The organism is Streptomyces sp. NPDC088725 (assembly GCF_044751305.1).
In the GTDB taxonomy this organism is placed as follows: Bacteria; Actinomycetota; Actinomycetes; order Streptomycetales; family Streptomycetaceae; genus Streptomyces.
In genome coordinates, this window is sequence record NZ_JBIVLO010000008.1 from 150,193 (window position 1) to 175,034 (window position 24,842).

A 24,842-nucleotide genomic window follows, 5' to 3' on the forward strand; every position below is an offset into this window, starting at 1 on the left:
TGGAGCGCCTTTGCGCAGCGCTGCCGACCGGGGCCCGCACAGCACCGCACGGCGCGAGATCAGTGCCGTGTCAGGCACTGCTGGTTCCATCGGCTCCCGTCAGACCCCCTCGTGCCACCGACGGACGCACGACAGAGAGGCGGCCCCTTGTGGATGCCGGAGCTGAGATGCGCGGATCGCCGCCCCTTGAGCTGCGCGGAGAGCTGGAGGAACCGGTCGTGGCCCTCTTCCGGCAGCTCGGCGTCCCCATCGACGCGACGGCGCTGTTCAGCCGGCCCGGAGTCGAGCGGCGTCCCGGTCACCTGACGGGGACCGTCCTGCCAGGGAGCGTCCTGACAGACACCGTGCCGGCAGAGACCGTCCTGACGGCGGATGCCCCCGCCGCCGCGTCCGCCGCCGGCTGACCGGGACCCCGCCTCCCACGACCGTCCCCGTACGACATCGAACACCGTGATCGTCGGCCCCCGTCCCGACCGGCCCCGAGCAGACAGGAAACGCAGCATGCCGCGTACGACCGCAAACCCGCCGGGCCCCGCCGAGGAAGCGGGTACGGGCCAGGAGACCGTCGAGCAGTTGCTGTTGGAGAAGTACGAACCGATCGCCGTCGTCGGCATGGGCCTGCGCTTCCCCGGGGACTGCGACACCCCCGGTGAATTCGAGGAGTTCCTGCGCGAGGGGCGTTCCGGTATCCGGCCGCTGCCCGAGGACCGCTGGGACGCGTCGCGGTTCGTCCCCGGGGAGCCCGGCGAGAAGGGGAAGATCCAGACCACCGGCGGTGGATTCCTCGACCGGATCGACCTGTTCGACGCGCCGTTCTTCAACATCTCGCCCAAGGAGGCGCAGTACATCGATCCCCAGCAGCGGATGCTGCTGGAGACCTCGTGGCACGCCCTGGAAGACGCCAACATCGACCCGACGGCGCTGCGCCGCGGCAACGGCGGCGTCTACATCGGCGCGAGCTCCATCGACTACGCGCTCGAACTCGACACCCTGCCGTACGAGGAGCTGGACGGTCATCTCGCCTCCGGCATCACGCTCTTCCCGCTCGCCGGACGGCTCTCGTACTTCCTGGGGTGGCGCGGCCCGAGCGTCAGCGTCGACACCGCCTGCTCCTCCTCCCTGTGCGCCCTGCACATGGCGGTGCAGGGGCTGCGACGCGGAGAGTGCGACATCGCGCTCGCCGGCGGGGTCAACGCGTTGCACAGCCCGCGCATCATGGTGATGTTCTCGCACGGCCAGATGCTCGCCCCGGACGGCCAGTGCAAGACCTTCGACGACTCGGCCGACGGCTACGTGCGGGCCGAGGGCTGTGGTGTGGTGGTCCTCAAGCGGCTGTCCGACGCCGAACGCGACGGCGACACCGTGCTGGCCCTGGTCCGCGGCACGGCGATCGGCCAGGACGGCGACAGCGCCGGCCTGACCGTGCCGCACGGCCCCGCTCAGGAACTGACCATCCGCAACGCGCTGGCGGCGAGCCGGCTCGAACCCTCCGACATCCAGTACGTCGAGGCGCACGGGACCGGCACGCCGCTCGGCGATCCGATCGAACTCGGCGCCATCAACGACGTATTCGCCGACTCGCACACCAAGGAGCGTCCCCTTCTGGTCGGCTCCGCCAAGACCAACCTCGGACACATGGAGCCGGCCTCCGGGATCGTCGGAGTGATCAAGTCGGTCCTCCAGCTGCGCTCCGGGACCATCTTTCCCCATCTCAACTTCAACGTGCCTTCCACCCGCATTCCTTGGGATACCTTCCCGATCACTGTGCCTACCCACAACACGAGTTGGCCGGAGGGGACGCGCCGCGCCGTGGTGAACAGCTTCGGTTTCGCCGGCACGATCTCGGCCGCCGTGCTGGAACAGGCCCCGGAGCGGGAGGCGGTTGTCCCGGAGACGGACGAACAGCTGCCGGAACTCAATGTGTTCACGCTCTCCGGCAAGAGCGAGCAGGCACTCCGGGCCCAGACCGAGTCGTTCCAGCGGTATCTGGAGGAGCATCCGGACGCCGACATCAGCCGGCTCTGCTACACCACCAACGTCGGCCGGTCCCACTTCGCGCACCGGCTGGCCGGCCCGGTGGCCGACCGCAAGGCGCTGCTGCGCCTGCTCGACGCCGGGCCCGTACGGGACAAGCCGGCCGGCTCCCGCGTCCGCAAGGTGAGCTTCCTGTTCAGCGGTCAGGGCAGCCAGTACGCGGGGATGGGCGCGGACCTCTACCGGGCGTTCCCGGTGTTCCGTGAGCACGTGGACGTGTGCGACCGGCTGTTCGCCGCCCATCTGCCGGTCTCGGTGAAGAGCCTGCTGCTCGGCACGGAGCAGCAGACCGCCGACACGCCCGGCGGCGCGCTCATCGACCGGACCCAGTACACACAGCCGGCCCTCTTCACGCTGGAATACGCTCTCGCACAGCTGTGGATGTCCTGGGGCGTACGTCCCAACGTGCTCATCGGCCACAGCATCGGAGAGGTGACGGCCGCCGCGGTCGCCGGGCTGTTCAGCGTCGAGGACGCCGTCACGCTGGTGGCCGTACGCGGCCGGCTCATGCAGTCGGTGACGCAACCCGGCGGCATGATCGCGGTGAACTCGCCCGCGGAGAACGTGGTCCCGCTGCTGGCGGACTACCCCGGTCTCGCCCTGGCAGCCGTCAACGCCCCTGCCCAGTGCGTGATCTCGGGCGCCAGTGAACCGCTGGAGAAGCTCGCCGCCCGGCTCCGCGAGGACGGCCGGCGGGCGGACGTACTGGCGGTGTCCCACGCGTTCCACTCGCCGCTGATGACCGAGGTGTTCGACGAGTTCCGCGACGCCGTCGCGGGCATCACCTTCCGCCGGCCGACCATCGCGCTGGTGTCCAACACCAGTGGCCGGGTGGCCCGTTACGAGGAGATCGCCACCCCCGACTACTGGGTGCGGCACATCGGCGAACCGGTGCGGTTCCTCGACGGTATCCGGGCGGTCGGCAAGCGCGGCCGGCACGTCATGGTCGAGGTCGGACCGTCCGGCGCGCTGACGGCCCTGGCCCGCCAGTGCCTGGACGTGGACGACCACGTCTGGATCACCAGCCTCCGCCGCCGCGACGCGGGCAAGGGTGTGAACACCCTGCTGCACGGCCTCGCGGAGCTGTACACCACCGGCCTCGCGGTGCACTGGCCCGGAGTGCACCTGCGGCGCGAGCTTCCCAAACTGGTGCTGCCCGGCTACGCGTTCCAGCGCCGCCGCTACTGGCTCCCGTCGGCCGGGCCCTCCGACACCGGCGGCTCCGGTCCCGCCGTCCACCCGCTGCTCGGGCGCGCGGCCGCGTCCCAGGAAAGCACGGACGGCCCGGACAGTCGCGAACGCGTACCAGCGGTGAGCGAGTTCGTCACCGAGCTGACCCCCGGGTCGCCCGCCTGGCCGGCCGGCCACCCCGGCCCGGACGGGGCGCCGGCGCTGCCCGCCGCCTCCTACGTGGAACTGCTCCTCGCCCTGGCGGACGCGCTCGACGGTCACACCCGGGGCGAACTCCGGGACATCGTCCTGTCGACGCCCTCGGCCGTCTCCGCGGACACCGGAACCGTCCTGCGCACCCGGGCCGTCGAAGGCGCCGACGGGGCCGTGTCGGTGGAGATCACCGGCCGGGACGGCGGGGAGCGCGAGGAGGAGCGGCTGCTCTGCACCGCCGTACTGGACCGTCAGGCCCCGGGCCGGGAGCGGGAGTTCGGGGACGCCGCCGCGGACCTGACCGCGCTCGCCGCCGGCGAACCGGCGGCCGGGGACCGGGCCGACGCCTTCGACGTCTACACCGACCTCGCCTCGGTGGACCGGGACATGGGCGCGCGGATGCGCAACGTGTCGTGGACGGCGCGGCACGCCGGCGACGTCGTGACGGCCGAGCTGACCTGCCGTCCCGCCACCGCCGTCGAGCAGGTGCCGCCCGAGGTGCTGGAGAGTGCGCTGCACGCTGTCGCGGCGCTGGAGCCCGGTGGCCCGTCGCTGACCGCCACGCGCATCGGACGGGTGCGCCTGTTCAAGAAGCCGCGCGGCTCCGCGCTGCGGGTCGTGGCCCGCGTCCGGCCCGCGGACGGCGGTGGCAGACACGCCGACCTGCTGCTGCTCGACGCCGGGGCCCCGGTGATCGAGCTGACCGGCGTCGAACTGATGCCGCCGGCCGCCGGGCGGGGCTCCGCGTTCCTGCACCGCCACAGCTGGCTGCGTCAGAGCCTGCCGGCGGAGCAGGACGGCCCGGAGCGCGTCCTGCTGGCGGTGTCCGACGGCGGTCGCCTCACCGGACCGGCCGCCGAACGGCTGGCGGCCGGAGGCGTCCGGGTCGTGCCGGTGGCCGGGGCTGACGAGCTGGCCGCCGCGCTCGCCGAACCCGAGGCCACCGACGTGTGCTGGTTCTGGACATCGTCGGACGAGCCGATGACCGCGGCCCTGCTCCGCGCCGAGTCCGAGCGCAACTACCGTGAACTGCTCTCCGTCATCAAGGCGTTGGCCACCGGGGAGAGCGCCGGCCCACGCCGGTTGTGGGTGGTCTCCGAAGCGTCCCAGTGGCTGCCCGGCGACAAGCCGGGCACCGGCGGGCGGATCGCCGCGGCGTCCCTGTCCGGCTTCGTCCACGCCCTTCTCAACGAGCAGCCCCAGCACCGGGCCACGCTGGTGGACCTGGACGCGGACACCGACGTGGCCGTACTCGCCGCCGAACTGCGGGCGCCCGACACCGGGGAGTACCAGATCGCCTTCCGGGCCGGCCGGCGTCACGTCCGCCGGATTCTGGACGGCTCCGCCACCCCGCCGTCCGGCGGGTTCCTGGTGCCGGCGGGTTCGGGCGAGGCCGTCCCGGCCGACGACGTACCGCCCGGGGCCGGCGAAGTACGGGTACGGATCGAGACCGTGCGGCTCACCAGCAGTGAGCCGGGGCCGGTGCGCGGCGCGGACGCCGTCGGCACGGTCGAGGCCGTCGGCCCCGGCGCCGCCTGGCAGGCCGGCCGGACCGTACGGGTGCCCGGTCCCGGCACCCTGCGCTCCACCGTCACCGTGCCCTCGTCGGAGGTGACCCCCGCGGCGCCCGGCGAGACCCTGGCGCCGGCGGGCGACACGTACGGACTGGACGAGCTGGACGAGGCGCTGCGGCACATCGACGGGCAGCGCGCGGTGGCGGTGCGGCTCCCGGCCACCGGCCCCGGGCCCTCGCCCGAGCCGGCCAACCCCGTGCGCCCCGACCGCGCCTACCTGATCAGCGGCGGGCTCGGCGGACTGGGGCTCGTCACCGCGCAGAAGCTGGCCGACCTCGGCGCCCGGCATCTGTTCCTGCTCAGCCGCAGCGGCCGCCCCGCCGCCGGAGCGGCCGAGGACGCCCTGGCCGCTCTTTCGGGACAGGCCGAGGTGACCGTGCTCCGGGCGGACGTCTCGTCGGCCGACGACATGGCGGAGGTCATGCGACGGCTCCGCGAGGCGCCGGTGCCGGTCGGCGGCATCGTGCACGCGGCGGGAACCGACGGTACATCGTTGATCTCCGACCTGACCTGGGAGGACATCGACGCCCAGCTCAGCGCCCAGGCGTACGGCGGCTGGCTGCTCCACGAGGCGAGCCTGGACCTTCCGGATCTCGACTTCTTCGTGGTCCACTCCTCCCTGTCCGCCGTCATCGGCGGTGCCACGCAGGCGCACTACGCGGCCGCGTTCGCCTTCCTCGACACCCTGATGGCCCGGCGCCGCGGCCTGGGGCTGCCGGGCCTGTCGGTCAACTGGGGTGCCTGGGGGAAGGTCGGCATGTCAGCCCGGCTGGACGAGAACCTCGGCCGGGAGCTGCGGCGCAGCGGCATCCGTCTCTTCTCGCCGGCGCGGGCGCTGCGCGAACTCACCGCCCTGCTCAGCACACCGACCGCCGAGCAGTGGATCGGCGGCGAGCTGGACTGGTCCGCGCTGGCGCCGGGGCTGCTCGACAACGCCCTGTACTCGCGCGTCGTGCGGCACGACGAGGAGGACACCGCGTCCCGGTACGACCTGGCGGCGCTGCTGGCGAAACCGGGCCCGGAGCGGCTCGCCGAGATCAGCGCACTGGTGCTGGCCGGCGTCGCGTCGGTGCTGCACGCCGAGGACCCCGAGCAGCTGGACCTCACCACGCCCTTCCTCGGCCTCGGCCTCGATTCGCTGATGGCCATGGAGCTGAGGTCCGGCCTGGAGGCGGCGCTCCGGGTGCCGTTGCCCGCCACTCTCACCTTCGACCACCCCTCGCCGCAGCACGTGGCGGAATTCCTCGACGCGCGGCTCGTCGCGGCGCAGAGCGCCTGAGCCCCACCGCACCCCGGGGCGATCGCTTTCGCGCCGCGCCAACTGTCCTGAACCCGATGGAGGTACACCCCATGAGCGACACCGTCACCGGCCGAATGGCCACGGCGGGCCAGTGGTTCCAGCCCGCCGATGTGGAACCGGACGCGCAGGTACGGCTGTTCCTGTTCCCGCATGCCGGGAGCGGGGCCATCATCTACCGCGACTGGGCAGATCTGCTGCCCAGCGGGATCGGCATGCAGGCCCTCACCCTTCCCGGCCGGCAGGAACGCTCGGCCGAGGAGGCCTTCACCGAGTGGGAGCCACTGCTCGACGCGCTGTACGAAGCGGTGACGGCCGAACTGGACGACCGGCCCTTCGCCTTCTTCGGCCACTGCCTCGGCGCACAGCTCGCGTATCACCTGACCGTCCGGCTGAAGCAGGACGGAGCGACCGGGCCGGTCCTGCTCGGCGTCTCCGGCTGGGCGCCCGAGGGGTTCTTCAACCCCACGGAGAAGGATGTGGACATGCCGGAGGGCGAGCTGATCGACTGGATGAAGCGGCTCGGCTCGTTCCCCTCGGAGATCTACGACAACCCCGAGGTACTGGAGATGGTCATCCCGGCGCTCCGTTCCGATCTGGCGGTCTGTTCCCGGCGCGTCGACCGGGCGGTCGGCGTCGACTGCCCGCTGGTCACCTACGGCGGCCGGGACGACGCCCTGATGGAATCGGAGGGGGCCTTCTCGTCCTGGGTCCCGCTCAGCCCCCGTCACCTGGGCCACAGCGAATTCTCCGGCGGTCACTTCTTCATCGACCAGCACGCCCAGGCGGTGACCTCGGACTTCAGCCGCCACCTGGAGCGTGAGGCGTCGGCCGCGCACTGAGACGCGGATGCTTACCTCAGCGGTAATCGACGCCGGACCCGGCGGTGGGGATGCTACTGGAATGACAGACATGCGTACCGAAGAAATCCGTACCCGCGTCACCGAGCAGGCCGTTCGCCGTCTGGTGGGACGGCGTGCGGTCGACCTCGACCTCACCGCCCTCGCCGCGGCGGCCGGCACCGATCCCGAGCTGGCCGCGAAAAGCTTCCCGGGCGAGTGGGACCTGCTGACCACGCTGGTTCTCGACGCGTACAACGCGATGAGCGACAGCGCCGAGAAGGCGGCCGCCTCGGCCCTCGCCGAGGGCGCCACCCCGATCGAACGCTGGACGGCCATCTGTCTGGGCGTCCGCGGCTGGGCGCTTGACCACCCGGACGAGTACGCCCTGATCTGGGGGCAGCCCGTGCCCGGTTACAGCGCGCCGCCCGAGACGATGGCGGCGGGCGCCCGTACCGTGCTGGCCCTGCTCGACGTGCTGCACGGAGCGCGCGAAAGCGGAGAGCTGAGGGGTCAGGACGACGGCCCCGCGCTGTCCGACGGTATGCGCGCCAACGTCTCGGCACTGGCCGAGGGCCTGCTCAGCGGGCTGCCGGAACCGGTCATCGCCCGGATGCTGGTCGCCTGGACCCAGCTGCACGGCATGGTGGCCTTCGACGTGTACGGCCACATCGCGGGCGTCGCCGCCGATCCCGCCGCGTTCTTCACGTACGCGGCGGCCGGAATGGGGGCGTACGTGGGCCTGCCGCGCTGACCCGCCCGGCCGGGACCACCCGGTGAATTCCCTTCCTGTGTAGGCAGTTGATTCACCCGTGCCGAGTGGCGGACGTCCGCCACTCGGCGGATCCCCCGCCGGCTCCTCGTCCTGTCCGGCTCGTCATCCTGTCCGGACCGGCATCGCACGCCGCACACGATCCTCACCCCGCTCCGCCCCCTGTCGCCGCGATCAAAGGAGAGGTTCCCCCATGCCCCTCGAAATGACCACGGAAGTCCTTGACTGGCCGTTCCCTCGCACCGAGGACGGAGCTCCCCCGCAGATTCTCGAAACGCTGCGCCGGCAACCCCCCTGTGTCGTCCGGATTCCCGAGGGCGCCGCGCAGTCCCGGCTCGCCTGGCTGGTGACCCGTCACCCCGACGTCAAGCAGGCGCTCTCCGATCCCCGGCTGAGCGCCGACGAACGGCGCCCGGGTGCCCCGGTCCGCATCCAGTTGCCGCCGGGGAGCAACCCCAGCTCCTTCCTCCGCCTCGACGATCCCGAACACGCCCGGCTCCGGGGCATGATCCAGAACGAGTTCACCCGGCACCGCATACGGAAACTGACGGACCCGATCCAGCGGCTCACCGACGAACTGCTCGACGAGCTGGCCGATCTGCCGCAACCGGCCGACCTGCACGATGCGTTCTCCCGTAAGTTACCCACGCTGGTCATCGCCCGGCTGCTGGGTGTCCCGACCGAGGACTCCGGCTTCTTCGTGGAGAAGACCAGCACCACGATCAGCCAGGAAGATCCCGTGAAGTCGTACGAGGCCTTCACGGAGATGAGCGACTACCTCGCCCGGCTGGCGGAGTACAAGCTCGGAGACCCCGGCGACGACCTCATCAGCAGGCTCGCGAAGCAGTACCTCGCTCCCGGCACCATCACCCTCGACGAACTGGTGGGTGTCGCCCGTCTGGTACTCGTCGCGGGCCACGAGACCACCACCAACCAGATCGCGCTGAACATCCTCAGCCTGCTGCTCGACGACGATCTGCGAGCCAGGGTCGTCGCCGGCGACGGCGCCCGCATCCCGCAGTTCGTCGAGGAATCGATGCGGTACTGGTCGATATCGCAGGACGCCATCCTGCGGCAGGCGACCGAGGACATGGAGCTGGGCGGGGTGCGGATCGCCGCGGGAGACGCGGTCGTGATCTCGATCCCCGCCGCCAACCACGACGAGAAGGTCTTCGGCTGCCCGCACCGGATCGATGTCGACCGCGACACGGGAGCCCACCTGCAGTGGGGCTACGGCCCGCACTACTGCCAGGGGGCTCCGCTCGCCCGGCTGGAGATGGAGATCTCGCTGCGGTCGCTGCTGAACCGTTTTCCCGGGCTGGCGCTCGCGGAGGACTCGCGGAAGGTCTTCCGTCAGGGGACGGTCTTCCACGGGGTGACGCGGCTGCCGGTGACCTGGTGACCGACCGCCCCTGATCGCTTCTGCGGCACCCGGGCGGGCCGGTTGCTCCGGCGGGTCCGCCCGGGAGCCCCGGCGACCCGGGCGCCCGGACATCCGCCGGACGACCACCGGGAACGCCACGGAGCGGCGCCCTCATGAACTTCCTTACCACAAAGGCTCGTTGAACGTGCCGCGTTACCTCACACGTAATTGCCACCGGTCAAGGGCGTCGCCACGCTTGACGGCATGACCTCCCGCGCCGGGTGGCCGGGAAACTATGACAGGAGCGCACACCGTATGACCTCCGAAGCAAGTCCGCAGCTGGTCGTCGAGGACGACGCCCGGAAGCCTGCGGCCACCGCCCTGATCGTGGTACTCGTCGGCACGTTCATCACCGTTCTCGACTACTTCATCGGCAACGTCGCCGTCCCGTCCATCCAGGCCGACCTGGCGGCCAGCACGGCGCAGGCCCAGATGGTGGTCGTCGGCTACGGTGTCGCCTTCACCTCCGGTCTCATCACCGGTGGACGCATCGGCGACCTCTACGGCCGCCGCCGGATGTTCGTACTCGGCATGGCGTTCTTCGCGCTCAGCTCCGCCGCCTGCGGCTTCGCGCCCGACGCCGGGCTGCTGATCGTCGCTCGGGTCGTCCAGGGCTTCGCCGCCGCACTGATGGTCCCGCAGGTGCTGGGCATCATCGGGGTCGTCTACCAAGGCGCCCACCGGGCCAAGGCGTTCACCATGTACGGCCTGGTCGTCGGCATGGCCGGTGTCTTCGGGCAGCTGCTCGGCGGCGCGCTGATCACGCTGGACATCGCGGGGCTGAGCTGGCGCACCATCTTCCTCATCAACATCCCCGTGTGCGCGGTGACCCTGGCCTTCGTCCGGCGCGCCATCCCCGAGTCCAAGGCCCCGGCTGGCAGCCGGCTGGACCTGGTCGGCGCGCTGCTCATCACCGCGGCCCTGGCCCTCCTGGTGTTCGGGCTCGTCGAAGGCGGCGAACGGGACTGGCCGGTGTGGAGCTGGGAGTGCCTGGCCGCGTCGGTGGTCCTCATCGCGGTGGCCGTGTGGCACCTGCGCCGGCTCGCCGCGGCAGAGCGGGGCCCGCTGATCGAGCCCGCTCTGTTCCGGTCCCGTGTCTTCTCCCTCGGCCTGGCCGGCACCGGCAGCTACTTCCTCGCCATGGGGTCCTTCTTCTTCATCCTCGCCCTCTACCTCCAGTTCGGCCGCGGCATGTCCGCCCTCGGCTCCGGCACCGTCTTCCTCGCCGTGGGCGGCGGCTACTTCGCGGCCTCGCTCTACTCGTCCCGGTTCACCGAGGCGGTCGCCCGACGGGTCGCCCTGGGTCCGGCGACGCTCGCCGTCGGTTTCGCCCTGCTCGGTCTGGCGATTTCCCACGCCGGGGTGCACGGATCCGTGCTGTGGCTGGTGCCCCCGCTCCTCGTGGCGGGCGTGGGCATGGGCCTGACCACCGGCCCGCTCACCAACCTGGTGCTCGCCTCGGCGATGCCCGAACACGCCGCCTCCGCGTCCGGTCTGCTCAACACCGCGCAGGAGGGCGGCGCCGCGATCGGCGTGGCACTGAGTGGCGTCCTGTTCTTCCCCGCGCTCGGACAGCACGGCGACTACACCCACGCGTTCGACATCACCCTGACCCTGCTCGTGGCCTTCTGCGCCGTCGCCACCACCTTCGTCCTGCTGACGTCCTCCCGCGCCGCAGCACGCCAGTGAGTGTCCGCGGAGTCCCGCCGTACGCCACAGGCCGGGGCGGGACTCCGCGAACGCTCGCGCCGGGAAAGGTCCATCCCCCGTCTCCCACACCCGTCGCTCCAGGAGTTACAGGAGGTCCAGCACCATGCCCTACACCACGACCAGGGACGGCACGCGGCTCCACTACAACGACTGGGGCGACGGCCGCCCCGTCGTCCTGCTCGGCACGGCCATGATGGACACCCGGATGTGGGAGTTCCAGGCCCCCTTCCTCGCCGAGCACGGTCTGCGCTGCGTCAGCTACGACCGGCGCGGCTGCGGAAGCTCTGACGCCCCCTGGAACGGCTACGACTACGACTCCCTCGCCGACGACCTGGCGGACCTCCTCGACCACCTCGACCTGCGGGACGCGGTCCTCGTCGGCTACGCCGTCGGCGGCGGCGAAGCGGTGCGCTATCTGACCCGCCACGGCGACGGCCGGGTGGGCAAGCTCGCGCTGGTCGCTTCGACCACCCCCTTCCTGCTGCGCGCCGAGGACAATCCGGACGGTCTCGACATGGCCCTGTTCGAGGAGATGGCGCAGGCCATCAGGACCGACCGGCCGCAGTGGCTCAGCCAACTCAGCGGCCCGTTCTTCGGCGGGCCCGAGGCCGGCCCGTCCGATCCGCCGATCTCACCCGAACTCGCCGACTGGCTGGTACGGACCTCGCTCGACTCGTCTCCCAGAGCCGGAGTCGAGATCTACCGCACCCTCTTCACCACCGACCAGCGCGCCGAGACCGCGAAGGTCACCGTTCCGACGCTGATCATCCACGGCACCGCCGACCTGGGCGCGCCCTACGCCCTGTGCGCCCCCAGGACCCACGACCTGATCAAGGGCAGCGAACTGGTCACCTACGAGGGCGCCGCACACGGTCTGTTCGCCACCCACGCGGACCGGCTGAACCAGGACCTGCTGGCCTTCGCGAAGAGCTGACGGCAGCGGGAGCCATCGTGTCCACGGCCGCTCCGGCCGGGCGGGTCTCCCCACGAGGAGACCCGCCCGGAAGCGGCCCCGCCCGCGCCGCCCGACGCGCCCCGGCGCTCCGCCGCACGCGCGCCCGCCCGAAGCCCCAAAGCGGTGAACTCGCCAGTCGGAAAACAGAGCCGGGATCCCTCGGAGCCACCGGCCGGCCGGAACATCGCGGTTCTCCGACTCGTAAGCCCAGTTGTGAATTCCGGAGTCGGTCAATTCCGCGAGGTGGCTTCCCATGGGTGAGACAACCGGAACGGGGCTGCCTGCCGACCGCAGAAGCGCTGTGGTGCCCCGGAGAAGATCACCTCGGGCGAAGGGCCGAGTGGCGTCGTTGGCGTGCGCCGCTGTAGTGATCACCTTGAGCGGGCCGCCAAGTCAGTCGTCGCAGATCAAGTGGTGTTTCCTGCCCGTCTGTCTGCCTCCCGTGTGTCCGGTCGCATCCGTCAGCGCAGGCGCGATCGCTCCTATGCGGGTCCGCGCTCCTCCGGCCGTACACCGCGCTCCTCCAGTGCCGATCTCAGACACCGCAGGGCGTAGTAGACACGGGACTTGACCGTGCCCTGCGGGACGCCCAGTGTGTCGGCCGCCTCCTGGGTGCTGCGGTCGGCGAAGAAGGTCTCCCTGAGTACTTCTCGGTGTGCGGGTGTCAGTGCCCGCAAGGCGTCGTGCACCACTATCGACGACAGGATCTGTTCGTTGTCGTCCGCCTTCGTGCCCAGCTCGCTCAGCCAGGTGGCGCCGCTGACCTCCAACGGCCTTGCCATCCGCGTGCGGTGCGCGTCGATGACGAGATTGCGGGCGACCCGGAACATCCAGGGGCGTACCGCCATGCCCTCGGTGTCGACCAGGTTTCGCTTGTTCCAGCAGCGCATCAGCGTCTCCTGGATGACGTCCTCCGTACGGTGCGTGTCCCCGCCCAGCATCCGCAGTACGTACGCGTAGAGCGCCGGGCCGTGTTCCAAGTAGAGGTCGCGCAGGGCCCGTTCCTCGGGGGAGACCGCGCTGGCCGATCCGATGACCGTCACGTTCATGGTGTGCTCCTGCTCCTTGGGACGACCGGTCCCAGTCCTGGGGAGACTGGGAGCCTTCGCCTCCTGGGGGAACGGAGTGTTCCGAGGTGCGTTCCACGTTCGTTTGACGTTGGTTGTACGAGGTGATGGACCGGTCGGCACGAGACCGGTCCGGGCGGCGGCGGGCTGCGCCGGTGGGTCAGGCGTACGCCACGAGCGCGTCGACGTGTCTGCGGACCTGTTCGGCGAGTTCCAGGTCGCCGGGCGACAGCAGGCCGCGGGCCTCCAACGCGCCCCACATGTGCAGGAGTTCGTGTCCGTGGGCGATGGCGGTCCGGTCGTCGTCAAGCTGCTGCCAAGCAGCCGCCGCCCGCGCCACCTCCACCGGCGCCCGCAGGTCCCGCGCGCCGCACCGGATGCGGGCCACGGCCAGGGCCAGCACGATGGCCTCGCGGTGGTCGCCGCACAGGTGCGCGAGGTACGCCTCGACGGACCGCGCTTCCAAGGCGTGCGGATGCTCGGCGCCGACCGAGGCGGTCAGGCGCTCGCGCAGTGCGGTCGCTTCGGCGAGCGCCTCGTCGAGTCGGCCGGTGACCGCCAACGCGTTGATGTGGCCGATCTGTTCGGCGTGCTCGGCGGGAAGATCGACGGGTACGGGGGCGAGAGCGACCGCGACGACGGGTACGGGAGCGACGGCGGGTACGGGGACGGGGGTGACGGCGGCGGGCGCTGTGGCGGCGCGGGCGACCGCTGTGGCACGGGCGCGGGCCACGGCGGTGGCGAGGGCGCCGGCCCCGGCCCCCGCCCCGGCTCTGCCAACGGCCCCCGCCCCGAGGCCGATTCCCGCCCCGGCAGCAGCGTCCGCCCTGGCACGGGACCGCTCCGGTTCTGGCTCCGGTTCGGGCTCCGAGGCCGGTTCGGGCTCTGGTACCGGCTCCGGTTCGGGTTCCGGGGCCGGTGCGTTCTCGGGCCCGGGTACGTGACTGGAACCGTCCGGCAGGACCCGAAGGACGAAGTCGGCGCCGCCGGGGCTGTCGTGCACCGTCGCCTCCACGGCGCCGCCGCGCTCCTCCGCGTACCGGTGCAGCTGGTCCAGCACGGCCTCGTGCACGGACTGGTCCGGCACCGGCACGACGGGGTCTCCGTCGATCTCGGCGAGCCCGTTGTCCGAGATGTACACGTTGAAGGGGGCCATGGCTGCCGTCCTCATGCGGTGGGAGTGGTGGCGGGGGATGCGGTGGGGAGCCGGTCGGGGGTCAGGGTGCGTCGCCGGTGTCGGGGGTGACGCCGGGAGTGGCGCCGGGCGGTGGGGCCGCGATGCCCTGGTACTTGGCGAACTGGGCGCGGACGGCGAGGACATAGCCCTGTGCCTCGTTGGTCTGCGGCACCCCTTTCGCCGCGCGTACGGCGTCCATCCCGATGTCGTAACCGGCCAGCGCGAGGTCCAGTGAGGTGTTGAGGGACCCTTCGCCGTCGCCGGTGTCCCGGAGTTCCCCGTTGTCGATCATCTGCTGGCCCTGCTTGGCCAGATCGCACAGGTAGCGGCCCTGGGCCATGATCGAGTCCTCCGCGTCCAGGGCGGAGGTCTTGCCGTTCTCGTCGTCGTCCTTGCCGTACCGCCTGAAGAGGTCGGGCGGGAGCTGTGAGAGGCCCAGCTCGCCGTCCGGCCCGGTCAGAGCCGCGTCGAAGCCGGACTCCTTCTCGATCTGGGAGGCGATGACGATCGGGCCGATGGCCGGGCACTGCTGGCCCGCCCGCTTGATGGGGTCCACCAGGTCGGCGGGGACCGTGGTCTCGTCGAGCCGGCCCTTGCCGGCGCCCTGAAGGACGTCGATCATCTGGTTCGCCGTCTCCTGGTTGGAACCGGCGCTCCCGCCGCCTCCCCCGAAGAGCAGGATCAGCGCGATGAGCGGGGCCAGCAACACCCCGAAACCGCCGATGATCAATACGACGACGAGTGTGCCGACCAGAGCGATCGGCGACAGCAGGCAGCCGCAGCCGGTGCCGGCGATGATGCCGTTCCTGACGGCGTTCGAGCTGCCGCCCTCATCGCCCTCTCCCATTCCTGCACTCATGCGCGCGTCTTCTTCTCTCCGCCTTGAACCGCTTGGGCCACACGGCCCGTTGTGCTGTCCGACGGGCCCGTCAGATCCAAACGGGCCTGGGGGCACATAAGTTCAAATCAGTGGAAACCAGATGAGCCAGAGCAGCGGAATCACAAGCGAAGAGGGGGGCGGGAGACATATGGGCGCTTCTTCGGCACCGCCGCCGGGCCCGCAGTCGTGGGTACGGGGACCGAAAACCCCACAGCCGGCGCCCCCCGGCAGGGGCACGCCGCCGCCGGTACCGCCGCCGACCGCGCCCGTACCGCCCCCGCCGGCCGCGCCCGTACGGTCGGCGCCCGCGGCTCCCGCCCCGCCGCCGGCCCAGACGGCCCGGCCTGTTCCAGCACCGGCGCGGACCGCGCCACGACCGGCGGCCCCCGTCGCCCCGCGCCCCGCCCCGCAGCAGGCCGCCCCCGTCGCCCCGCGCCGCGGCGCTCCCGCCACGCGCCCCGCACCGCAGCCCGCGCCCGCGCGCCGTGCCGCCCCCGCCCCCGCCGCCGAAGCGGGCTGGGGGCAGCCGCGGCGGCCGAAGCCGGCGCGCGGGAGGTCCCGCGACGAGGTCGGGTGGGTGAAGGCGCACGGCGGGGCCGGTGCCACGTCGCTGGTCGAGGCCCTCGGCGGCGTGGACGTCGGAGCCCGCTGGCCGGAGCCCGCGCGAGGCGAGCCGCGACGGATCGTACTGGTCGGCCGGACCAGCGCGGGCGGACTGCGTTCGGTGTCACAGGCGTTGGGCGCGCTCAAGGACGGAAAGGCCCCACAGGGCCTCGAACTGCTGGGCGTTGTCCTCGTCGCCGACGCCCCCGGCCGGCTGCCGCTCGTTCTGCTGCGCCGCATCCGGGTGCTGCGCTCCGTCGCCCGTGTGCACCGGGTGCCGTGGATACCGGCATGGCGCACGGGCGGCCGGCCGAAGCACGAACCCAGGCAACTCGTCGCCCTCGCCAAGCTGGTGGGAAGCGAGCTCTACGGCGAGGGAGCCGTCTCGTGACCCATCCGCCGGCGAATCCACTGACGAATCCGCTGCCCCATCTGCTCAGCGGTCCGCGCTCTCTCACCGGTCCGCGATTCCTCGCCGCCTACACGCCACCCGCGGACGCCGACACGATCCTCGGCATCCTCGCCTGGTGCGCCTCGGCGGCCGGTGTCGGCGGACTGATCATCGTCGGCATGCAGATGGCGCTCCAGTTGCGCCGCGGTGAGCCGGGCGAGGGCGGCGAGCACTTCCGCGGGGTCTTCTTCGTCACCCTCAGCTGTCTGATCGCCACCACGGCGGGGCCGCTCGTCGAGGCGCTCGGCGCCCTGTCGCTCCTCGGCCCCTAGCCCCGCCCGCAGTTCCGCCTCTGGCCCCGCCCGCAGCTCCACGCGCCGCCCCGACCGACCTCTCTGTACTGCCAGTCACTCCCCCGCCCACCGCTCACGCCGGGCGCCGACTCCTCGGAGAATCCCCATGTCACTGCTCCTCGCGGTCTCCAACATCCTGGCCGACGGCACCGTGCCCAAGCCGGTGAGCAACGCCCCTGACGAACTCACCAGCAAGGTCAACACCGTTCTCGGCATAGCCGCGTGGGCCGGCACGGCCGCCGGTGTCGCCGGTGTGCTGATCACCGGCGCGATGATGGCCGTCTCCGTCAAGCGCGGTGAGAGCTCGGAGCACATGAGCCGGCTCGGCATGGTGCTCGGCGGCTGTGTCCTCGTGGCCACCGCGGGCCCGCTGATCAGCTTCGTCTTCGCGTAGGCCGGGCGGGCGGACGAGATGTTCAGACGCAGGGAGCGGCGGGTCGAGGAATCCGGGCCGTACTACAAGCAGCGCAGCTGGCAGCTGTCGGCGGGGTTCATCGGCATCGTGGTCGTGGTGGGCGTGATCGTCACACTGACGTCGAACCACCGCGGCACCACCGACCGTGCGAACGCGGCGGCATCCGTCGGCCCGCTGTCCGGCACCTCCGTCCCGGAGGGCAGCCGGCCGCAGGGCTGCCGTACCGACGACAGCGCGGGCGGCGCGCTCCCCAAGGCGGCTCCGAAGGACGTCAGTTGGCACACGCTCGGAGTCTCGCGCGTGCCCGTCTCCGCCTCGGCGGGGCCCACCCGGATCGAGGGCACCCTGTGGTGGTGCTTCGCGCACACGCCCACGGGGGCCGCGCTGGCCGCCCACATCATCCCCTCCCAGATGAGCGGCTCCGGCTGGCGCACGGTCACCAGACAGCAGGTCGTGGACGGCACCGGACGCGACATGTTCGAGTTCCAGCGTGCCACGGTCCAGGACACCGACAGCGAGAGCGGCACGCCCGTCGCGTCGTACGCCGGTTTCTCCGTGACCTCGTACCGGAGCACGGGCGCGACGGTGAAGCTGCTCCTCAAGAGCGACCAGGGCTATGCGGCGACCACCATCGTCCTGCGCTGGAGCGGCGGTGACTGGAAGGTCGTGCCCGACGACAACGGTGCCCTGCACTCGCCGGTTTCGGTCGTTCAGAGCACCAACGGCTATACGCTCTGGGGGGTTTGACGTGAACTGTACGTCCGGCAATCCGGTCATCGACCTGGTGAAGGGGTTCTTCAGCTTCCTCGGCGACCCCATCGGAACCATCATCGACCTGGTCGCGAAGACCATCCTCGCCGGCGCTGTCGCGGTGTTCGGGGCGCTGACCACCAGTGTGCCGACCCTGGAGCAGACGCAGACGTCGAAGGACATCAGCGGCGACACCCAGTGGATCGTGGTCTACCTCGCGGTCGGCTCACTGCTCTTCGCCGCCGCCCGTATGGCCATCGAGCGCAGGGGCGACGCGGGCAAGACCGCGCTGAAGGGCATCATGCGGGTGGTGCTCGTCTCGGGGGCCGCCACCACGGTCGTCGTGGCCGGCGCGGCCGTCGCCGACGACTACTCCAACTACCTTTTCAACAACGCCGTGCAGGAGTCGCTGCAGAACGTCGGCGCCTGCTCGGACGGCGGCGGGATCCAGTCCTTCCTGCTGCTGGTCCTCGCCTTCCTGCTGTTGATCTCCGGGATCATCCACACGGTCCTGATGTACATCCGGCTCGGCGTCATGATGCTGCTGCTCGGCACCCTCCCGATGGCGGCCGCCGCCTCCATGACGGACTGGGGCGCGGGCTGGTGGCGCAAGCACATCGGCTGGATGATCGCCTGGCTGCTCTACAAACCGGCGGTCGCACTCGTACTCAACGCGGGGATGGCGATGATCAATGCGGGCAAGGGCAGCGGCTCGGGCAACACCAGCACCATCAACACACGTATCGCCGGTATCGGCGTGATGCTGCTGTCCGCCATCGCCCTCCCCGCGCTGCTGAAGCTCATCGTGCCCGCGACGGCCGCCATGGGCACGGGAAACCCCATGTCCAGCATGGGACAGGCGGGCGGCAATCTGGCGAGCGGCGCTGTCATGGTCGGTGGCCGGGGCGGCGGTTCGGGCGGCGGTACGTCGCCGGCGGCGGGTCCGAGCGGTGCGTCGGGCGCGACCGGATCGGGTGGTTCATCCGGCTCCGGCGGCTCGTCCGGTGCGGGCGGGGAGTCCGGTTCGGCCGGAGCGGCCGGAGCAGGCGGCGCGAACGGCGCCGGTGGGGCCGCGGGTGCGGGCCGGGCCGGTGCGGCGGGCGCGGGCGCGGGAGGCGCCGGTGCGGGAGCAGCGGGCGCCGGTGCGGGAGCGGCCGCGGCCGGACCGGCGGGTGTCGCCGTCCTCGCCGCGATGGCCGCGGCGCAGGCTGCCGGTTCGACCGTGTCGGGCGCCGTCGAGGGCGCCGACGGCGAGCTGGGCAACAACAAGTGATCCCCGGGGGAGCGACGACGGCCGGCCGGTCCACGCGTACGTCCGGCCGTCGCCTCCCCTGACGCACGGCCGCCGGACTCCCCTCTCCCGGCAGGCACTCGGCGACTTCCCCGCAGCGCCGCAGCCACCGCCGTATCCCGGCGGGGAGTACACCGGCCGCCGCTGCAACCGCCGTACGGACCGCCATACACAGCGCCGGCCGGCCCGGCCACTTCACGAAGGGAAACCGGAACCTGATGTCCACGGAAGCTGTCACCCATCCGACCTACGGAAACTGGCGCAGGCCGAGGCGGCCGGGGCTCGGACCACTGGGTCTCGTCGGCACCTTCGGGGCGTTCGGCGGGCTCATCGCCACCTTGCTGGCCTCGCTGATCTCGCTGTACGCCGCGCTCGTCGTGTTCGTACCCGTCCTGCTGTTCCTGATCCCGCTCACCCTGCGCACCCAGGACGGACGCAACGTCTACCAGCTGATCACGCTGCGCATCGGCTGGTCGCGCCGGAAGGCGAAGGGCGCGCACCTGTACGTGTCAGGGCCGCTGTCCGCCCGGCCCGGCGGCCGGTTCCGGCCGCCGGGTCTGCTCAACAAGGTCACGGCGACCGAGGGCCGGGACGCCTACGACCGTCCCTTCGGGGTCCTGCACCACCCGGTCCGCAACCTGTACACGATCGTCCTCGGCTGCGACCCCGACGGCGGTTCGCTCATCGACCCGGACCAGGTCGACGTCTGGGTGGCGCTGTGGGGCGAGTGGCTGGCCCGGCTGTCCCACGAACCCGGTCTGCGCGGTGCCTCCGTGATCGTGGAGACCGCCCCCGACCCGGGCACCCGGCTCGCCCATGAGGTACTGCCCCGGATCCGCCACGACGCCCCGCCGGCCGCCCGCGCCGTGATGGAGGAGGTCGTCGAACGCTATCCGAGCGCCTCCTCCGAGATGCACACCTACATCACCCTCACCTACGGCGTCCCGGGCGGCCAGAGCCGGAAGAAGGACGACGTGATCACGGATCTCGCGATCCGGATCCCCGGCCTGCTCAGCGGACTCGTCGCGGCGGGCGGCGGAGCCGCGTACCCGCTGTCGGCCGAGCGCATCGCCGAGGTGGTCCGGGTCGCCTACGATCCGGCCGTCGCCGCCGACGTACTCAACGCCCGGGCCATGCACGGTGGTACGGGACTGGAGTGGGAGGACGCCGGACCGGCCGCCGCCGTGGAGACCGTGAACAGCTACCAGCACGACTCCGGAGTCTCCCGTACCTGGATGCTGACCCTGGCGCCGCGCGGCACCGTCCGGTCCTCGGTGATGCGGGGCATGCTGGAAGCGGCCCCCGGCACCCGCCGCAAGCGGGTCGCCCTGGTCTACCGGCCCATCGACCCGGCCACCTCGGCGCGGATCGTCGAGGCCGACCGGCGCAGCGCCCAGTTCATGGCGACCTCCGGCAAGGGCATGGTGCAGGCTCGCGCGGCCTCCGAGGTGCGGGCCGCGGAACAGACCGCGAACGAGGAGGCGTCGGGCGCCGGGCTCGTGGAGTTCTCGCTGATGCTGACGGTCACCGTCGACAACGCGGACGAGCTGGCCGACGCGAGCGTCACCATAAGGAACCTGACGGCGGCCTCCCGGGTACAGATGCGGCCCGCCGACCGGATGCAGGCGGCGGCGTTCACCTGCACCCTGCCCGCCGGAATCCTGCCGTGGGAGCAGACCCTCGTCCCGCACGAACTCCAGGAGGCGTTGTGAGCCGGCGCGAACAGAAGCTGGCCGAGCGGGCGGACCGGCTGGCCGAGGAGCGCGCGAGCGCCCTGCCGCCCGGGGAGCTGCCCGCGCCGGAGTCGCCCTGGGCACAGAAGCCGGGGCGGAAGAAGCCGACCGCGTCGAAGTCCGTCACGCGGCAGGGCGACGGGCAGAGCGGCACGAAGAACGGCAAGCAGGGCAGGAAGCAGGGTAGCGGGCAGAGCGGCAAGCAGGGCGGGAAGCAGAAGACACCGCCCCGCCCCAAGGAGCTCTACGTCCCGCCCCGTGGCTGGTACGGCGCCGGCGGCGGGCGCGTCGGCTACATGGACCCGCCCACCATGTGGCGCGCCACGACCGTGCAGGCCTGCGGCATGTGGCCGTTCGCCGCCGGTTCCGGTTCGCCCATGACCGGAGTGCCGCTCGGACAGCACCTGTTCACCGGCGCCACGGTCTGCGGCGACCCGCTGAGCTGGTTCACCCGGGCCCGCTACATCTCCAACCCTTCGCTGTTCATGCTCGGCATGCCGGGCCTGGGCAAGTCCACCCTCGTCAACCGGATGCTGATCGGGCTCGCGGCGACCGGCGTCGTACCGCTGGTACTCGGCGACCTCAAGCCGGACTACGCCGACACGGTGCGCGCGCTCGGCGGTCAGGTGATCTCCATCGGCCGCGGCCGCGGCGGCATCAACGTCCTCGACCCGGGCGCCATGGGCGCCGCGGCGGCGAAGATCGGCGGCGAGGCCGGTGAAGTCCTCAAGGCCGAGGCCCACGGCCGGGTCCTGAACATGGTCGCCGCGCTCATCACCATCGTGCGCGGCCGGCCCATGGACGACCACGAGCAGTCCGTACTCTCCGCCGTCCTGCACCACTTGCGCGAACGCACGCCCTCCGGGCACACCGTGCTGCTGCCCGATGTCCTGCGGATCCTCACCGAGGGCCCGCCCCGGGTGCGCGCCGTCACGCTCGACCGGGGTGACGACTCCCGCTACCGGGACGCCGTCGACCCGCTGCACCGCTCGCTGCTCGGCATCCTCGACGGCCCGCTCGGCGACACCTTCGCCTCCGAGACGTCGACCCATATCGACCCCGACGCGCCCGCCGTGTGCATCGACATCTCCGGCATCGGCGAGGCCGACACCCAGTTGACGGCGGCGGCGATGCTCGCCGCCTGGTCCGACGGGCTCGGCACCGTGGCCGCCTGTCACGCCCTCGCGGACGCCGGACTCGCCCCGCGGCGCTGGTTCTTCACCGTGCTGGACGAGCTGTGGCGCCCGCTGCGCGCGGCGTCCGGCATCGTCGACCGCATCGACGCGCTCACCCGCCTCAACCGCTCACTCGGCCTCGGCGACGCCAAGATCACGCACACCCTCAAGGACGCCGAGGCGCTCGGCACCGACGCCGACCGCGCCAAAGCACGCGGATTCGTCGAGCGGGCGGGGATGGTGGTGTGCGCCGGGCTGCCGAGGACCGAGATGGAGGATCTCGGCAAGGTCGTCGGGCTGTCGCGCCGCGAGATCGAACTCGTCTCGTCCTGGTCCTCACCCCCCGGCTGGGGTGTCAACGGCGAGGACGAGGAACCGCCGGGCCGCGGCCGCTTCCTCATCAAGGTCGGCGGCCGCCCCGGCATCCCGATCAAGGTCGCCATCACCGACGCGGAACGCCGGCTGCACAACACCAACACCCGCTGGACGCCCAACGAGCAGACGGTCGAAGAGGCCGTGGCCAAGGCCACCGGGCAGGTTCAGCGGGCCGCCCTGGAAGGGACGTACCGCCTTCCCGGCGCCCCCGGAACCGGCACCGGCACCGGCACCGAATCGGCCGGGGGGTGGACCGCGTGAGCGGACAGCGTGGCGGTGATCTGCACGATCTGCTTCCGTGGGCCATCGTGGCGGTCGCGGGGACCGGCCTCGTCATGTTCACCGTCGCCTGGTCGGGCGGCACCATCGGCGCCGGCGTCTCGGGACACGGCTGGGATGCTCCGCCCTTCGCCATGTCGACCGTCTCCAGCCTCGTGTCGGACGGTCCGGTCGCGCTGTGGCCCACAACACCGCCCACAGCCGTCTACGCGGGCATAGCAGGACTGTTGGCAGTCGTCGCCGTCCCGTTCGTCCTCGCCGTGATCCTGCTCACCGGCCGTACGCGCCGCCCCAAGGGCCTGGCCGGCAGCCGCGATCTCGCCGCGCTGGGCCCCAAGGGCATCGAGGCACGCGCCCGCGAACTGCGCCCGACCCTCAAGGGCCGGCAGCGGCTGCACCCGGACGAGACGGGCAACCTCCTCGGCGAACTCGCTCCCAGGGGGCCGGAACTGCGCAGCAGTTACGAGGATGTGGAACTCGACCTCATGGCGCCGCGGGCCGGCAAGTCCACCGGTATCGCCGTTCCCCGGGTACTGCGCGCCCAAGGCGCCGTGCTGCTCACCTCCAACAAGTCCGACGTGTACGCCGTGACGCGCGCCGCGCGTGAACAGGCAGGCACGGTCTGGACGTTCGACCCGCAGGGCATCGCGCACAGTCCGCGCGCCATGTGGTGGAACATGCTCGCCGAATGCCACACCACCGAAGGCGCCCGCAGGCTCGCGGGACACTTCGTGGCCTCCGTCAACGACGACACGGCGAAGAAGGACTTCTGGATCTCGGCCGCCCAGAACACCCTCACCGCTCTCTTCCTCGCGGCGGCCCGCAGCAACACCCCGGTACGCGACCTGCTCGGCTGGCTCGCCGACCCCGCCGACCGGACCCCGGTCGACCTGCTCCGTGACAACGGGCTCGTCGCGATGGCAGAGCAGTTGCAGGGCACGGTCCGTGGCGCCGTGGAGACGAGGGACGGCATTTTCGAGACCGCGCGCCAGACCGTGTCCTGCCTCCTCGATCCCGCGATCCTCGCCTGGGTCACGCCCGACCGCTCACTGCCCGAATTCCGGCCCGACCGCCATGTGTTGGGCAAGGACACCCTGTACCTGCTGTCCAAGGACGGTGGCGGCTCGGCGGCCGGCGTCATCGCCGGCATCGCCGACGCGACGATGCGGGCGGGCGTGGTGACGGCCGAACGCATGGGCGGCCGGCTCGACCCGCCACTGACGGCGGTCCTCGACGAGGCGGCCAACGTGTGCCGCATCTCCGACCTGCCCGACCTCTACTCGCACTTCGGCTCGCGCGGCATCAACGTCGTCACGCTGCTGCAGAGTTACCGTCAGGGTGCCCGGGTGTGGGGTGACGCGGGCATGGACGCGCTGTGGAGCGCCGCGACCATCAAGCTGCTCGGCGCGGGCCTGGACGACGCCGACTTCGTACAGAAGATCTCCACGCTCGTCGGCCAGTACGACGTGCGCACACCGAGCGTCTCCCGCAGCAAGGACGGCACGTCGCGCTCGTACTCGTACCGCCAGGAGTCCGTCCTGCCGCCCGACAGGATCCGGGCCCTGCCCAAGGGCACCGCGCTGCTCCTCGCGACCGGGGTCAAGCCCGCCCTGATCCGGCTGCGCCCCTGGTACAAGGAGCCGGGCGCCGGCGCCATCTCGGCGGCGGCGAAGGCGGAGACCGCGGCCATCACCGCGCGGGCCGCGGCCGGGCTGAAGGGAGTGAGCCTCGGCAAGCCGTTCGCCGGCTGACCACCAAGTGCCCACGGGCATAGATCGGTTGTGGGAATGAGGCATCACGGGCGTGCGGGGTCACGGCGTCACGAGGACCCCGGCGCCGAACGCCAGGGCCGAGGACAGGAACCACCCGAACGCCGGCGCCAGCAGATACCGCACCGTCCACAGCCCGGCCGACGTGGGCCGGTTCCGCGCGTAGACCACGGGCACGCTGCGGCCCGGGCGCGGCAGCCCGCACCACGGGCCGCGCCTGCCCGGGTCGAGGACGAGGCTGCGCCCGAGGTGGTCGGCGAACATCACGAGCCCGCCGCGGCGCCGGTCGGCCTTGCCGCGCGCCGTCACCACACCCATCACGCGCAGTCCGCGCAACCGCAGCCGCAGGGCCGCCAGAACCGACCGCACGGCGAGCAGCAGAAAGCCGAGACCGGACCCCGTGCACAGCGCCAGCAGCAGCAACTCCACTTCCACAACGACCCTTTCATCCGACGTACGGCCCTCTCACGCACAAGGGACGCCGGGCCGAGTCCGGTTCACGTCTCCTCCGGTTCACGTCTCCTTGAACCACCGGACGGCACGGCCCGTTGTGGGGTCGGGCCCTGGGTCGCGTCTCGGGCCCGACCCCGATCGACG

General features: G+C 71.8%; 19 protein-coding genes. 15 read left to right on the forward strand and 4 right to left on the reverse strand.

Going from position 1 to position 24,842, the window contains the following annotated elements:
- Window positions 1–167 precede the first annotated feature (167 nt).
- From ACIP6N_RS21360 to ACIP6N_RS21390, 7 genes are all read left to right on the forward strand, one after another.
- Window positions 168–404 (forward strand): hypothetical protein, encoded by a 237-nt coding sequence (locus tag ACIP6N_RS21360; protein ID WP_401817599.1) that lies wholly within the window; start codon window positions 168–170, stop codon window positions 402–404.
- Between the two features lie 97 nt (window positions 405–501).
- Window positions 502–6,270 (forward strand): SDR family NAD(P)-dependent oxidoreductase, encoded by a 5,769-nt coding sequence (locus tag ACIP6N_RS21365; RefSeq protein ID WP_401817601.1) that lies wholly within the window; start codon window positions 502–504, stop codon window positions 6,268–6,270.
- Window positions 6,271–6,341: 71 nt separating this feature from the next.
- Window positions 6,342–7,130 (forward strand): thioesterase II family protein, encoded by a 789-nt coding sequence (locus ACIP6N_RS21370; RefSeq protein WP_401817602.1) that lies wholly within the window; start codon window positions 6,342–6,344, stop codon window positions 7,128–7,130.
- A 70-nt stretch (window positions 7,131–7,200) separates the two neighbouring features.
- Window positions 7,201–7,881, forward strand: coding sequence for a TetR-like C-terminal domain-containing protein (locus tag ACIP6N_RS21375; protein ID WP_401817603.1), 681 nt, complete (start codon window positions 7,201–7,203; stop codon window positions 7,879–7,881).
- Between the two features lie 211 nt (window positions 7,882–8,092).
- Window positions 8,093–9,301 carry a cytochrome P450 gene (locus ACIP6N_RS21380; protein WP_401817604.1) on the forward strand — a complete coding sequence of 403 codons (1,209 nt, stop codon included), beginning with the start codon at window positions 8,093–8,095 and terminating at the stop codon, window positions 9,299–9,301.
- Window positions 9,302–9,577: 276 nt separating this feature from the next.
- The gene (locus tag ACIP6N_RS21385) at window positions 9,578–11,011 is read left to right on the forward strand and encodes an MFS transporter (RefSeq protein ID WP_401817606.1); all 1,434 of its coding nucleotides are present in this window, start codon (window positions 9,578–9,580) and stop codon (window positions 11,009–11,011) included.
- A gap of 124 nt (window positions 11,012–11,135) precedes the next feature.
- Window positions 11,136–11,966, forward strand: a complete 831-nt coding sequence (locus ACIP6N_RS21390; protein WP_401817607.1) for an alpha/beta fold hydrolase — start codon at window positions 11,136–11,138, stop codon at window positions 11,964–11,966.
- A gap of 503 nt (window positions 11,967–12,469) precedes the next feature.
- Here the strand turns inward: ACIP6N_RS21390 and ACIP6N_RS21395 are convergent.
- From ACIP6N_RS21395 to ACIP6N_RS21405, 3 genes are all read right to left on the reverse strand, one after another.
- Window positions 12,470–13,036: a sigma-70 family RNA polymerase sigma factor gene (locus ACIP6N_RS21395; protein WP_401817609.1), complete on the reverse strand. Its 567-nt coding sequence runs from the start codon at window positions 13,034–13,036 to the stop codon at window positions 12,470–12,472.
- 178 nt (window positions 13,037–13,214) lie between these two features.
- Window positions 13,215–14,210, reverse strand: a complete 996-nt coding sequence (locus tag ACIP6N_RS21400) for a hypothetical protein (protein WP_401817610.1) — start codon at window positions 14,208–14,210, stop codon at window positions 13,215–13,217.
- Between the two features lie 61 nt (window positions 14,211–14,271).
- Window positions 14,272–15,090, reverse strand: coding sequence for a lytic transglycosylase domain-containing protein (locus ACIP6N_RS21405; RefSeq protein WP_401817611.1), 819 nt, complete (start codon window positions 15,088–15,090; stop codon window positions 14,272–14,274).
- A 598-nt stretch (window positions 15,091–15,688) separates the two neighbouring features.
- On the opposite strand from ACIP6N_RS21405, the gene ACIP6N_RS21410 reads away from it, so the two are divergent.
- The 8 genes from ACIP6N_RS21410 (at window position 15,689) to ACIP6N_RS21445 (ending at window position 24,227) form a co-directional block, all read left to right on the forward strand.
- On the forward strand, window positions 15,689–16,105 hold the full coding sequence (locus tag ACIP6N_RS21410; protein WP_401817612.1) for a hypothetical protein: 417 nt from the start codon (window positions 15,689–15,691) through the stop codon (window positions 16,103–16,105).
- Window positions 16,102–16,437: a hypothetical protein gene (locus ACIP6N_RS21415; protein ID WP_401817613.1), complete on the forward strand. Its 336-nt coding sequence runs from the start codon at window positions 16,102–16,104 to the stop codon at window positions 16,435–16,437. Before ACIP6N_RS21410 ends, ACIP6N_RS21415 begins: the two co-directional genes overlap by 4 nt.
- Window positions 16,438–16,564: 127 nt before the next feature.
- The gene (locus ACIP6N_RS21420) at window positions 16,565–16,852 is read left to right on the forward strand and encodes a hypothetical protein (RefSeq protein ID WP_401817615.1); all 288 of its coding nucleotides are present in this window, start codon (window positions 16,565–16,567) and stop codon (window positions 16,850–16,852) included.
- 18 nt (window positions 16,853–16,870) lie between these two features.
- Window positions 16,871–17,620 (forward strand): hypothetical protein, encoded by a 750-nt coding sequence (locus tag ACIP6N_RS21425; RefSeq protein ID WP_401817616.1) that lies wholly within the window; start codon window positions 16,871–16,873, stop codon window positions 17,618–17,620.
- 1 nt (window position 17,621) lies between these two features.
- Complete coding sequence (locus tag ACIP6N_RS21430; protein ID WP_401817618.1) at window positions 17,622–18,896, forward strand: hypothetical protein; 1,275 nt, start codon at window positions 17,622–17,624, stop codon at window positions 18,894–18,896.
- A 236-nt stretch (window positions 18,897–19,132) separates the two neighbouring features.
- The gene (locus tag ACIP6N_RS21435; RefSeq protein WP_401817620.1) at window positions 19,133–20,626 is read left to right on the forward strand and encodes an SCO6880 family protein; all 1,494 of its coding nucleotides are present in this window, start codon (window positions 19,133–19,135) and stop codon (window positions 20,624–20,626) included.
- A 317-nt stretch (window positions 20,627–20,943) separates the two neighbouring features.
- Entirely contained in the window at window positions 20,944–22,458 is a 1,515-nt protein-coding gene (locus ACIP6N_RS21440) for an ATP/GTP-binding protein (protein ID WP_401817886.1), read from the forward strand.
- A complete protein-coding gene (locus tag ACIP6N_RS21445) occupies window positions 22,455–24,227 on the forward strand; it encodes a type IV secretory system conjugative DNA transfer family protein (RefSeq protein WP_401817622.1) in 1,773 nt (590 codons plus the stop codon). The genes ACIP6N_RS21440 and ACIP6N_RS21445 overlap by 4 nt, the downstream gene beginning before the upstream one ends.
- A gap of 60 nt (window positions 24,228–24,287) precedes the next feature.
- Here the strand turns inward: ACIP6N_RS21445 and ACIP6N_RS21450 are convergent, their stop codons facing one another.
- Entirely contained in the window at window positions 24,288–24,680 is a 393-nt protein-coding gene (locus ACIP6N_RS21450; RefSeq protein ID WP_401817624.1) for a hypothetical protein, read from the reverse strand.
- Window positions 24,681–24,842: the final 162 nt, after the last annotated feature.